This window comes from Amycolatopsis ponsaeliensis, assembly GCF_030182635.1.
GTDB classification, from domain to species: Bacteria; Actinomycetota; Actinomycetes; order Mycobacteriales; family Pseudonocardiaceae; genus Amycolatopsis; species Amycolatopsis ponsaeliensis.
In genome coordinates this window covers 1-11,363 of record NZ_JAPZLD010000104.1, presented here as the reverse complement: position 1 = coordinate 11,363, position 11,363 = coordinate 1, and the positions used below count along the sequence as shown (strand labels likewise).

13 protein-coding genes are annotated in these 11,363 nt (G+C 70.9%); all 13 read right to left on the bottom strand.

What is annotated here, in order from left to right; genetic code table 11:
- Positions 1–131: 131 nt before the first annotated feature.
- Positions 132–635 carry an XdhC family protein gene (locus QQ657_RS56210; protein ID WP_284750697.1) on the bottom strand — a complete coding sequence of 168 codons (504 nt, stop codon included), beginning with the start codon at positions 633–635 and terminating at the stop codon, positions 132–134.
- Positions 636–648: 13 nt separating this feature from the next.
- Positions 649–918 carry a hypothetical protein gene (locus QQ657_RS56205; RefSeq protein ID WP_284750696.1) on the bottom strand — a complete coding sequence of 90 codons (270 nt, stop codon included), beginning with the start codon at positions 916–918 and terminating at the stop codon, positions 649–651.
- Positions 919–950: 32 nt separating this feature from the next.
- On the bottom strand, positions 951–1,208 hold the full coding sequence (locus QQ657_RS56200) for a hypothetical protein (RefSeq protein ID WP_284750695.1): 258 nt from the start codon (positions 1,206–1,208) through the stop codon (positions 951–953).
- A 3-nt stretch (positions 1,209–1,211) separates the two neighbouring features.
- Complete coding sequence (locus tag QQ657_RS56195; protein ID WP_284750694.1) at positions 1,212–1,475, bottom strand: hypothetical protein; 264 nt, start codon at positions 1,473–1,475, stop codon at positions 1,212–1,214.
- A 10-nt stretch (positions 1,476–1,485) separates the two neighbouring features.
- Positions 1,486–1,968, bottom strand: coding sequence for an NUDIX hydrolase (locus tag QQ657_RS56190; RefSeq protein WP_284750693.1), 483 nt, complete (start codon positions 1,966–1,968; stop codon positions 1,486–1,488).
- The gene (locus QQ657_RS56185; RefSeq protein ID WP_284750698.1) at positions 1,965–3,110 is read right to left on the bottom strand and encodes a glycosyltransferase family 4 protein; all 1,146 of its coding nucleotides are present in this window, start codon (positions 3,108–3,110) and stop codon (positions 1,965–1,967) included. The genes QQ657_RS56190 and QQ657_RS56185 overlap by 4 nt, the downstream gene beginning before the upstream one ends.
- Positions 3,111–3,128: 18 nt before the next feature.
- On the bottom strand, positions 3,129–4,046 hold the full coding sequence (locus tag QQ657_RS56180) for a phosphatidylinositol mannoside acyltransferase (protein ID WP_284750692.1): 918 nt from the start codon (positions 4,044–4,046) through the stop codon (positions 3,129–3,131).
- Entirely contained in the window at positions 4,043–4,669 is a 627-nt protein-coding gene (gene pgsA, locus QQ657_RS56175; RefSeq protein WP_284750691.1) for a phosphatidylinositol phosphate synthase, read from the bottom strand. Before pgsA ends, QQ657_RS56180 begins: the two co-directional genes overlap by 4 nt.
- A gap of 89 nt (positions 4,670–4,758) precedes the next feature.
- Positions 4,759–5,280 carry a MarR family winged helix-turn-helix transcriptional regulator gene (locus QQ657_RS56170; protein ID WP_284750690.1) on the bottom strand — a complete coding sequence of 174 codons (522 nt, stop codon included), beginning with the start codon at positions 5,278–5,280 and terminating at the stop codon, positions 4,759–4,761.
- A 63-nt stretch (positions 5,281–5,343) separates the two neighbouring features.
- Positions 5,344–5,886: an HIT family protein gene (locus QQ657_RS56165; protein ID WP_284750689.1), complete on the bottom strand. Its 543-nt coding sequence runs from the start codon at positions 5,884–5,886 to the stop codon at positions 5,344–5,346.
- Entirely contained in the window at positions 5,883–7,919 is a 2,037-nt protein-coding gene (gene thrS / locus QQ657_RS56160; RefSeq protein WP_284750688.1) for a threonine--tRNA ligase, read from the bottom strand. The genes QQ657_RS56165 and thrS overlap by 4 nt, the downstream gene beginning before the upstream one ends.
- 141 nt (positions 7,920–8,060) lie before the next feature.
- On the bottom strand, positions 8,061–8,675 hold the full coding sequence (locus QQ657_RS56155) for a malonic semialdehyde reductase (protein ID WP_284750687.1): 615 nt from the start codon (positions 8,673–8,675) through the stop codon (positions 8,061–8,063).
- Positions 8,676–9,029: 354 nt separating this feature from the next.
- Positions 9,030–10,556 carry a sugar transferase gene (locus tag QQ657_RS56150; protein WP_284750686.1) on the bottom strand — a complete coding sequence of 509 codons (1,527 nt, stop codon included), beginning with the start codon at positions 10,554–10,556 and terminating at the stop codon, positions 9,030–9,032.
- Positions 10,557–11,363: the final 807 nt, after the last annotated feature.

Below are 11,363 nucleotides of genomic sequence, written 5' to 3'. Positions count from 1 at the left end.
CGACAAGCCAGAAACTAAGCCGGACAACGGCGTGCGCCCCTTCACGCCACGCTCAACCACCCACACATCGGTGCAAAGAGCCACTTAAGAGCCATGAGGGTGCCCTTCATGGCATTCCGGCCCGAGCCACGTCAGAAGTCGAAGCCGCCCGGGCGGTCATTGCGGTCGGCCAGCAGGCCCGCCAGCGTGGCCACCGCGATCTCCGGCGGGGTCCGCGAGCCGATGTTCAGCCCGACCGGCCGGTGCACCCGGGCAATGTCGGCCTCGGCCACGCCGAGCCCCTGCAGCGCGGACACGTGCGGGCCCGGGTGCCGCGGGTTGCCGAGCACGCCGATCCACCGGGGCTCCTGGCCGAGCGCGGCCTTCAGCACCTCGCCGAGCTCGGGCCGGTGGTGGTCGGTGACGACGACGTCGGCGGTCCCGTCGAGTGCGGGCAGCGTGGTCGCGGCCTCGAAGCCGTCGGGCACGTCAGTGGCGCGCGCGGCGTCCGGCTCGAACAGCGCGACGTGGTAGCCGAGGTCCCGCGCGAACTTCAGCAGGTACCGCGAAACCGGCGACGCGAACACCGCCACCAGGGTCCGGACGTCCGGGTCGGCCGCCGCCTTGCCGTGGGCGACGTCGCAGGTCTCACTCATGCCGCCCAGTCTGTCAGCCGCCGACCTGCTCGCCCACCGTCACGCGGAACTGCCACAGGTCCGTCTTGCCCCTCACGAGCACCAGGTAGCCGTCGGTCACGCGCATGACGAGCCGCTTCTGCGGCGACGACGGCCGCGGCGGCCGGTGCTGCTTGGCCAGCAGGCGGGCGTCGTCCTCCGCACTCTCGCGGTCCGGGTACGGCGTCGCCTCCGCGACGCCCCAGCCCCGGCCGTCACCCATGCCGCCCTGCTCTTCGATGACCACCCACCACGTCGAACTCATGCCGGTCCGACGCGGCCGGGCACCGCGTGGTTTCAGATCTCTTCGAGCACGCTCAGCCGGAAGTGGAACGTCGACGTCCGGCCCTCGACGACCACCAGGTAGCCGCCCGGGCCGCGCAGCACCTTCCGCGACAACGGCGACCACGGGTGGACCGGCTGGTACTCCCGCGCGAGCCGCAGCGCCTCGGCCTCGGCCGTCTCCCGGTCGGGCTGCGGGAACGTCTCCGAGAGCGACCAGCTCCGGCCGTCACCCGTCCCGCGCTGCTCCTCGACGACGACCCACCAGCCCATGCCTCAGCCCGCCGGCTCGGTGACGGTCTCGCCGAGGGTCACGCGGAAGTGGAACGTCGCGGTGCGGCCGGTCGCGATCACGAGGTAGCCGTCGCCGACCCTCAGGACCTTCCGTTCCTTGACCGTCGACGGGTGCACGGGCCGGTGCTCGAACGCGAGCCGCCGCGCCACCTCGTCGGCGTGGGCCCGGTCGCCGCCCGCCGGCTTCGTCTTGGTGACGTTCCAGGTGCGCCCGTCACCGCCACCGTGCTGTTCTTCGACGACCACCCACCACACGTCAGACCTCCGGTTCGGCGAACTCGAAGTACTCCGGCAGCGGCGCGGTGCCCGCGAGCCGGAAGTACCGCACCTTCCGCCGCCGGCGCAGCCGCAGCGTGTCGCGCACGGCGTCGTTGTGGACGCGGCGGGCGATCACCACCCGGTGTTCCGCGTCGGTCAGCTCCTCGGCCAGTTCGGCCGGCAGGCCCGCCCGGTCGACGCGGCTGAGCTGCAGCGTCAGCTCGTTTTCCTCGCCCTCACGGTCGGCCCGCGGGGCCGCTTCGGCACGCTCGCCCAGGGCTCGCAGGCCCGTGTCGCCCAGCACCACCGCGACAGCGCGGGCCACCACCGCGCGGCGCGCCAACGCCGCGTCGAGCGCGGCCCACCCCGCGTCCATCCGGATGTGCAGCCGGTCGAGCCGGTTCGCCGTCGCCACCAGGAAGAGCCCGCCCAGCACGACGACCAGCGCCAGTACCGGCAGCAGCCAGCCGAGCACGCTCACCGGGCCGGCTCCCGCTCCGGCGCCGCGACGCGCCGGGGGTCGGCGGCGACGGCCGTCTCGTAGACGCGCAGCACCTGCGTGGCCACGACCGACCAGTCGAACATCGTCACCCGCTCCCCCGCCGCCGCGGCCAGCGACGCCCGCCGCGCCGGGTCGCCGAGCAGCTCGCGCAGCCCGTCCGCGAGCGCCGCCGGGTCGCCGGTTTCGACGAGCATCCCGGCGTGGCCGTCGTCGAGGACCCGCCGGAACGAGTCGAGATCGCTGGCCAGCACCGGCGTGCCGGCCGCCATCGCCTCGGTGAGGATCATCCCGAAGCTCTCGCCGCCGGTGTTGGGCGCGCAGTAGACGTCGACGCTGCGCAGCGCCTGGGCCTTCTCGTCGTCGTCGGCCTGCCCGAGCAGTTCCAGGTGCGGCGCCAGCTCGGGGCCGGCGTCCCGGCGCAGCTGGTCTTCGTCGCCGCGGCCGACCACCACGAGCCGCAGGTCCTCGAACTCCGGCAGGATCTGCCGCAGCGCCTCCAGGAGAACGCCCATGCCCTTGCGCGGCTCGCCGAACCGGCCGACGAACCCGACCGTGCCGCCGGCCCGCGGGTAGCCCGGCAGCGGTGTCGCCGAGGAGAAGAACTCGACGTCGACGCCGTTGGGGATCTCCACGGCGTCGCCGCCCGCGTGCTCCACTTGCACCCGGCGGGCGAGTGCGGACACCGCGATCCGCGCGGTGATCTTCTCCAGCAGCGGCCGGAGCACCGGCTGGAACGCCGAGAGCGTGCGCGACCGCGTGGTCGCGGTGTGGAACGTCGCGACGATCGGGCCGTCCGCGATGAGCAGGGCCAGCAGCGAAAGGCTCGGCGCGGCGGGCTCGTGCAGGTGCAGGACGTCGAAGTCGCCGTCACGGATCCAGCGGCGCACCCGGGCGTAGGACACCGGGCCGAACTGCAGCCGCGCGACCGAGCCGTTGTAGCGGATGCCCAGTGCCTTGCCGGCCGGGTGCACGAACGGCGGCAAGTCGGCGTCGTCGTCGGCGGGCGCGAGCACGGACACCTGGTGCCCGCGCGCCAGCAGCGCCTTCGTCAGGTCGATGACGTGCCCCTGGACCCCGCCGGGCACGTCGAAGGAGTAAGGGCAGACGATCCCGACCCGCATCGGACGCGTGGCCACGTCTCAGCTCGCCTCTTCCAGGCTGACCTGCTCGCCGTCGTCCAGGTCGGCCGGCCAGAACTTCTGCACCATGTGCCAGTCGGCCGGGTGCGCGGCGATGTCGCCGGCGAAGATGTCGGCCAATGCCTGGGTGGCGGCCGCGACCTCGGCGCGCGCGGTGACGCGGATGCGCGGGTGCAGGCGGATCTGCCAGCCGTCCTCGGTGAACCAGCAGCCGGCCGGGATCAGCGCCGCGCCGGTCGTGGCGGCCAGCCGCGCCGGGCCGCCGGGGAAGCGGGCCTGCTCGCCGAAGAACTTCACCGGGATGCCGCTGGTGGTGAGGTCGCGGTCGCCGACCAGGCAGACGGCCTTGTTCTCGCGGAGCCGCTTCAGCAGTACGCGCATCGCGGAGCTGTCGCCGGTCAGCGGCACGATCTCGAAGCCGAGCGACTCGCGGTACTCGACGAACCGGCGGTAGAGCGACTCGGGCTTCAGGCGCTCGGCGACGGTGGTGAACCCGCCGAGGTAGTCGGCCAACCAGACGCCGGCGATGTCCCAGTTCCCGCTGTGCGGCAGCGCCATCACCGCGCCGTTGCCTTCGGCGAGGGCCGCGTCGAGGTTCTCGACGCCGGTGATGGAGGCCGCGACCTTGCCGCTGACCTCCTTCTGGTCCATCGACGGCAGCCGGAACGTCTCGTGCCAGTACCGGGCGTACGAGCGCATCGCGCGCCGGGTCAGCTCGTCCAGCTCGGCGGGGTCGGCCTGCGGCACGACCCGGGCGAGGTTGGTGCGCAGCTGCCGCACTCCGCCGGCGTCACGCCGGACGGCGAGGTCCGCGCCGAGCGAGAACACCGTGCTGCCGAACCCGGCGGGCAGCCAGCCGGCCAGCCGCCACCCGGCGGAGTAGCCGAAGGCGCTGAGCCGTTCCGACAGCTTGCTCATGCGGGTTGCTCCCCGGCGGCGGCCTCGCGGGCCGCCTTGGCCACGGCGGCGAAGCGCTGCAGCAGGGTGATGACCGACAGGACGGCCAGCAGCCACAGCGTCACGTCCACGGTGTACGGGATGCCGAAGCCGTGCAGGCCGGTGCCGACCAGGGCGATGATCAGCCGCTCGGCGCGTTCGACGAGCCCGCCGTCCACCGGCAGGCCGGACGCGTCGGCGCGGGCCTTGACGTAGGAGATGACCTGGGCGAGCACCAGGCACAGCAGCGCCGCGGCGGCGGCCGGGTGGTTGTCGTCCACGACGAAGCACCACCAGGCGATCGCGGCGAACAGGGCGCCGTCGACCAGCCTGTCGCAGGTGGCGTCGAGCACCGCGCCGAACGGGGTGCCGTAGCCGCGGGCGCGGGCCATGGCGCCGTCGAGGAGGTCGAGCATGGCGAAGCCCCACACCGTGAAGGTGCCCCAGAGCAGGAAGCCGTTCGGGAAGAAGACGAGAGCGCAGACGACGGCGCCGGCCGTGCCGAGCACGGTCATCGCGTTCGGGGTCAGCCCGACGCGGACCAGCGCCTGGCCGATCGGATCGGTGACGCGGGAAACGGAGGCACGCGCGAAGATATTGAGCATCGGTTCGTCTGAGGCACCTGGCTACGAGGATCGGGTGGGCGATGGCAGCCTATCGACCCACCCCGGCGAACCCGACGCGCCGCCCCGGCTCAGCCCGATTTCGTGAGCTCGCCCTCGTGTTCCCGCGCCTCTTCGGCAGCCTGCGCGGCGGCACACTTCGGCGAGAGACGCTGCCGGATCGCGGCACTGATCTCCCCGAGCGCGGCGACCTGCTCCGGCGTCAGCGGATCGAAGAGGCTCTCCCGGACGGCCTCGACGTGCCCGGGCGCGGCCGCCTCGAGCGCGGTGAAGCCGGCGTCCGTCAGCACGGCCCAGGCGCCGCGCTTGTCGGTCGGACAGGCTTCACGCTGCACCCAGCCATTGGCTTCCAGCCGCGCGACGGCGTGCGAGAGCCGGCTCCGCGACGCCTGGCGCGCGTCGGCGAGCTCGCTCATCCGCAGCCGGCGGCCGGGCGCTTCCGAGAGCGCCACGAGGACTTCGTAATAGGTGTGCGGCATGCCCGAGTCGTGCTGCAGCTGACCCTCGAGGTGCGCGCTGAGCATGCGGGTGGCCGCGTTGAACTCACGCCAGACGCGCTGCTCGTCGTCGCTGAGCCATCGGGTTTCGGACATACCCCCATCATACCCTCGGTTGAACACTCAATCAGGCTTTGCCGGTTACGGCATTCGAGCGTTTCACCAAGCGTCGGCGAGCAGATCCCGCGTTTCGCCCAGCAATTGCGGCAGCACCTTCGTCTGGCCGATGATCGGCATGAAGTTCGCGTCGCCGCCCCAGCGCGGCACCAGGTGCTGGTGCAGGTGCGCCGCGATGCCCGCGCCCGCGATCACGCCCTGGTTCAGGCCGATGTTGAACCCGTGCGCACCCGACACCGCGCGGATCACCTTCATCGCGTGCTGGGTGAACTCGGCGACCTCGCGGGTCTCCTCCACCGTCAGCTCGGTGTAGTCCGCGACGTGCCGGTACGGCACCACCATCAGGTGCCCGGGGTTGTACGGGTACAGGTTCAGCACCGCGTACACCGCTTCGCCGCGCGCGACGATCAGGCCGGTCTTGTCGTCCAGGGACGGGATGCGGCAGAACGGGCAGCCGGTGTCCTCGTCGCCGTCCGGCTTGTCCTGGCCCTTGATGTAGGCCATCCGGTGCGGGGTCCAGAGCCGCTGGAACGCGTCCTGGACCCCGACGCCCTGTTGCTCGACGAGTTCGGGACCGTCACTCACCGAACGACCGCCTCCAGCGCCTCGGCCGACGGCGACGCGTTCTCACGGCGCTCGATCCACGAGGCGATGGCGGCGACGGCGTCGGCCACCGGCACGCCGTTGATCTGGCCGCCGTCGCGGAAGCGGAACGACACCGCGCCCGCCTCGACGTCCTTCGCGCCGGCGAGCAGCATGAAGGGCACCTTCTGCGTGATGTGCGTGCGGATCTTCTTCTGCATGCGGTCGTCGCTCGCGTCGACCTCGGCGCGGATCCCCTTGGCGCGCAACGCCTTCTCGATGTCCTGCAGGTGCTCGACCTGGTCGGCGGTGATCGGGATGCCGACCACCTGCACCGGCGCGAGCCACGCCGGGAACGCGCCCGCGTAGTGCTCGGTCAGCACGCCGAAGAACCGCTCGATGGACCCGAACAGCGCGCGGTGGATCATCACCGGCGTCTGGCGGGTGCCGTCCGGCGCGGTGTACTCGAGCTCGAACCGCTTGTTCTGGTTGAAGTCCAGCTGGATGGTCGACATCTGCCAGGTGCGGCCGATGGCGTCCTTCGCCTGCACCGAGATCTTGGGGCCGTAGAAGGCCGCGCCGCCCGGGTCCGGGACCAGCTCGAGGCCGGAGTCGACGGCGGCCTGCCGCAGCGTCTCGGTGGCCTCCTCCCACTCCCAGTCCTCGCCGATGAACTTCTCCGAGTCGCCGCGGGTGGACAGCTCGAGGTAGAAGTCGGAAAGCCCGTAGTCGGCCAGCAGGTCCAGCACGAACTTCAGCAGCGACCGGAGCTCGCCCGGCATCTGCTCCTTGGTGCAGTAGATGTGCGAGTCGTCCATCGTCAGGCCGCGCACGCGGGTGAGGCCGTGCACCACGCCCGACTTCTCGTAGCGGTACACCGTGCCGAACTCGAACAGCCGCAGCGGCAGCTCGCGGTAGGACCGCCCGCGCGAGCGGAAGATCAGGTTGTGCATCGGGCAGTTCATGGCCTTGAGGTAGTAGTTCTCCTCGTCGAACTGCACCGGCGGGAACATCGTGTCCGCGTAGTACGGCAGGTGGCCGGAGGTGTGGAACAGCTCGCCCTTGCTGATGTGCGGGGTGTTCACGAACTCGTAGCCGGCCTCTTCGTGGCGACGGCGCGAGTAGTTCTCCAGCTCCCGGCGGATGATGCCGCCCTTGGGGTGGAACACCGGCAGGCCGGAGCCGATCTCCTCGGGGAAGGAGAACAGGTCCAGCTCGGCGCCGAGCTTGCGGTGGTCGCGACGCTCGGCCTCGGCGATGCGCTCGAGGTGGGCGTCCTGCGCCTCGGCCGACTCCCAGGCGGTGCCGTAGATCCGCTGCAGCTGCGGGTTCTTCTCACTCCCCCGCCAGTACGCGGCGGCGACGCGGGTCAGCTTGAACGCGGGGATGAACTTCGTGGTCGGCACGTGCGGACCACGGCAGAGGTCACTCCAGACACGTTCCTTGGTGCGCGGGTCGAGATTGTCGTAGATGGTGAGCTCGCCCTCGCCCACCTCCATCACCTCGGAGGTGTCCACTGTGTCCTTTTCGGACTTGAGGTCGACGAGCTCGAGCTTGAACGGCTCGTCCGCCAGTTCCTTCTTCGCCTCGTCCACGGAGTCGAAAACGCGCCGCGAGAACTGCTGGGCGCCCTTCACGATCTGCTTCATGCGCTTTTCCAGCGCCTGCAGGTCCTCCGGGGTGAACGGAGTGTCGACGGCGAAGTCGTAGTAGAAGCCGTCCTTCACCGGCGGGCCGATGCCCAGCTTGGCATCCGGGAACTGCTGCTGGACGGCCTGGGCGAGCACGTGGGCCGCCGAATGGCGGATGACGCTGCGGCCGTCCTCGGTGTTCGCGGCGACCGGCTCGACCTCGGCGTCGGATTCCGGCGCCCAGGCGAGGTCGCGCAGCTTGCCCTCGGCGTCACGCACGACGACAACGGTGTCCGGGCCCTTGGTCGGCAGGCCGGCCTCGCGGACCGCCGCGCCCGCCGTAGTGCCCGCCGGTACCACCACGCGGGAGGTGGCCACGGGGGAAACGGGGGGCGACTGCGACACGATGGCTCCTCGGACTGGAGTGACGGAGATGACCCCGACGATGCTAGTCGCCGGTCCGCGCGCGCCTCACGCGCGTCCGCGAACGCCGGACAGGCCGCCTCCGGGTCCGGAAGCGGCCTGCCCGATCGGGGGACCAGGGGGTCAGAGGGTTTCGACGACCTGGTCGAAGTCCAGCCGCGGCAGGCGGTCGAACCAGGGGTTCTCGCCGGGCTTGCCGACGTTGACGACGACCAGCGAGCGCCACTTCTTGTCCGCGAAGAACTCGTCGTCGACACCCTGGGCGTCGAAGCCGGTCATCGGGCCGGCGGCCAGGCCGGCGGCGCGGACGCCGATGATGAAGTAGCCGACCTGCAGCAGCGAGTTGAGCTTGGAGAACTCGACGCGGCCCTGCTCGTCGGAGAAGTTGTCCTTGACCTGCGGGGCGTGCGGGAAGACCTGCGGGATGTTCTCGTGGAAGTCGACGTCCGCGGCGAGCACGACGGTCAGCGGAGCGGCTTCGGTCTTGTCCCGGTTGCCCGGGGCCATGTGCGGCAGCAGGCGGGCCTTCGCCTCGGCGGTCCGGAGCACCAGCGCCCGCAGCGGCTGGGTGTTCATCGACGTCGGGGCCCACTTGACGAGGTCGTAGATCGCGCGGACCTGCTCCTCGGTCACCGGCTCGGAGCTGAAACTGTTGGCCGTGCGAGCCTCGCGGAACAGGAGGTTCTGGACGTCCGCGGGAACCTGGAGGGCCTCGGTCTGCTCGGCAAAGGTGGTCATCGGGCTGGGTTCCTTCCGTTGGTCAGGTACCCGGTCCAACGAGGTTGAGCGTTGAACTATTTCGCGTTCAACCAGTTGTGTGGATCACAGCGGGCAGGCGCCCGCGCACGAGCCGCGACGAGCCATCACCCGACCGGGTACCCCGCCCGCGATGGCCGCCCTGCCCATTGAGTACGTGAGCCGACCGCCTGGGTACGCAAGCCGACCGTCCAGGCACGCAAGCCGACCGCCTGGGTGCGCGAGCCGACCCTCTGCGCGGCACCCCGCCCGCTCCCCGGCGCGAAAATGACACGGCCGCCGGCCCCCTCGAAGGGGATCGGCGGCCGTGGTGCGCGGTGCGCGGCCCGGACGGGGTCAGTAGGCGCCCTGCCCGCCCATCACCGCGCGGAAGGTCTTCCAGAGGATCACCAGGTCGAGCGCGAGCGACCAGTCCTCCACGTACCGCAGGTCGAGCCGGATGCTCTCGGCCCACGTGAGGTCGCTGCGGCCGCTCACCTGCCAGAGCCCGGTCAGGCCCGGCTTCACCAGCAGCCGGCGGCGGGCGTCCGGCGCGTACTGCGCGGTTTCCTCCGGCAGCGGCGGCCGCGGGCCGACGAGCGACATCTTTCCGGACACGACGTTGAACAGCTGGGGCACTTCGTCGAGCGAATACCGGCGCAGGAAACCACCCACGCGGGTGATCCGCGGATCGCGCTTCATCTTGAACAGCGGACCCGCGCCTTCGTTCTCTTCGGCGAGGGCTTTCTTGATCTCGTCGGCGTTGGTGACCATCGTGCGGAACTTGAGCATGGTGAACGTCGCGCCGTCGCGGCCGACGCGGCGCTGGCGGTAGATCACCGGGCCGCGGTCGTTCAGCTTGATCGCCAGCGCGATCACCAGCAGCAGCGGGGAAAGCAGGGTCAGCAGGAACGCCGAGCCCGCGCGGTCCACGATCTCCTTCACTACGCGGCGGCCGCCGGTGAACATCGGCGCCGTGACCCGCAGCAGCGGCATCCCCAGCACGCCGGTGACGTTGAGCCGGGGCCCGGCGACCTCCATCAGCACGGGCGCCACGACCATCTCGGCGCCGGTGCCCTCCATGTCCCAGGCCAGCCGCTGCAAGCGCTTCGGCGTCCAGTACTGGTCGGCGGTGATCGCCACGACCCGGTACCCGCCGCGCCGCACGTACCTCGAGAGTTCTTCCAGTCTCCCGACCACCGGGACGCCCTCGATCTCGCCGCTGTCGCGGTCGGCGCCGTGCCCCGTGAACGTGCACGCCGCCTCGACGCGCCACCCGACGTGCACCTCGGACTTGGTGCGCGCGATCAGGTCGGCGACGGTTTCCGGGCTGCCCGCGGCCATCACCGGCAGGAGGCAGAGTCCCTTGGCGCGCTTGCGGTGCAGGACCTGGCGCAGCAGGTACCGCTGCGGGAACGCGACGAGCGCGATCGCCGGGACGACGACGAACACCCACACCTGGACCTCGAGCGCGCCGAACAGCAGGCCGCCCAAGGCGACCAGGACGGCCGCGGTGATGAAGCCGCGGCCCAGCGTGCGGTACTCCTCGGCGCCTTCGCCGAGCACTCGCGAGCTCCACGCCCGGCTGACCGGCAGCGAGACGAAGACGGCGAGGATCGTGCCGAAGGCGTGCATGTCGTGCGGGGCAACGCGATCGATGACGAACGCGCTGATCGCGATCACCAGCAGCGTGATGAAGACGTCGCTGCCGATGACCCAGGCTCTGTATCTCGCTTCCCAGGCCGCCGGCAGTGCCTTGGGGGACGGCGTCCCGGCGACCTCCGCCGGCTTGCCGTCCCGCTGGGCGGGTCGGGGAATGGCCTGGAGGTCGATGTGCGGCGGTGGCTGGCTCACCGTGTAAGACGGCCGCACCGACTCTTCCATCTGATGACCTCCCGGGACCAGGGATCGAACGGGGTCCGCAAGCACGCTGCGTCACGGGCAGTGATTTCTTACAGTCACCACGGCTCGAACTTCGCGCTGTGCCCACGGAGGGCTTCACACGGCAAGGTATCGGCGACTCTCTCAGCATCGTTACAAGGATTTCCAGCCACATGCAGCGCGTCTTTCCCGCCAGAAAATGGCCGCAAGATAACAAGAGGATGACGATGCGTGATAGGGCGTATCCCCGCAAAAACTACGGAATGTAGCCAATGGAGCAATACCCGCACCCGGGTGGACCCACGCTCTTCCGAACGGCCGAACCACGCCCCGAGCTCTACAGTGGACACTCCACCCCACCGCCGGTCCACTGTGGACCACGCGCCCGCCCGACGATCACCCAGTGACGTTCCTCGCCGAATCGTCACACAGGCGAGTTTCCGTCACAAGTTCTCCCACCCCGGCCCCACCCAGGGTCACAAACACGCCTCCAGCAGGTTGAGTCGACAGAAGACCGCCGCAACGGCAGGCAACAGAGGCACGTCCCAAGAGCCCCGCACCAGGGGCCGAAAACGCGTCTGACAGCAGATACGCATGATCCGAACGGATCGTTCACTCCGCTTAAGCGTGGCCGACATCACAACAAGACCACACGCGGGGGTCCGGGGGCGCGCCCCCGGCGGGGGCGGGGGGGGGGGGGCCCCCCCCCCCCCACAACCCCCACACCCCCGGGCGCCGGGGGGCCACACGGCGGCACGCCACCGGGCGGGGGGGGGCGGGGGGTGGTGCAACCGGGAGCCGGCGGGTGGT

Excerpts from the sequence above, each read along its gene's own strand:
- QQ657_RS56210 (WP_284750697.1), bottom strand. The coding sequence starts at position 635 with ATGAGTGAGACCTGCGACGTCGCCCACGGCAAGGCGGCGGCCGACCCG.
- QQ657_RS56205 (WP_284750696.1), bottom strand. The coding sequence starts at position 918 with ATGAGTTCGACGTGGTGGGTGGTCATCGAAGAGCAGGGCGGCATGGGT.
- QQ657_RS56200 (WP_284750695.1), bottom strand. The coding sequence starts at position 1,208 with ATGGGCTGGTGGGTCGTCGTCGAGGAGCAGCGCGGGACGGGTGACGGC.
- QQ657_RS56185 (WP_284750698.1), bottom strand. The coding sequence starts at position 3,110 with ATGCGGGTCGGGATCGTCTGCCCTTACTCCTTCGACGTGCCCGGCGGG.
- QQ657_RS56180 (WP_284750692.1), bottom strand. The coding sequence starts at position 4,046 with ATGAGCAAGCTGTCGGAACGGCTCAGCGCCTTCGGCTACTCCGCCGGG.
- pgsA (WP_284750691.1), bottom strand. The coding sequence starts at position 4,669 with ATGCTCAATATCTTCGCGCGTGCCTCCGTTTCCCGCGTCACCGATCCG.
- QQ657_RS56170 (WP_284750690.1), bottom strand. The coding sequence starts at position 5,280 with ATGTCCGAAACCCGATGGCTCAGCGACGACGAGCAGCGCGTCTGGCGT.
- QQ657_RS56155 (WP_284750687.1), bottom strand. The coding sequence starts at position 8,675 with ATGACCACCTTTGCCGAGCAGACCGAGGCCCTCCAGGTTCCCGCGGAC.
- QQ657_RS56150 (WP_284750686.1), bottom strand. The coding sequence starts at position 10,556 with ATGGAAGAGTCGGTGCGGCCGTCTTACACGGTGAGCCAGCCACCGCCG.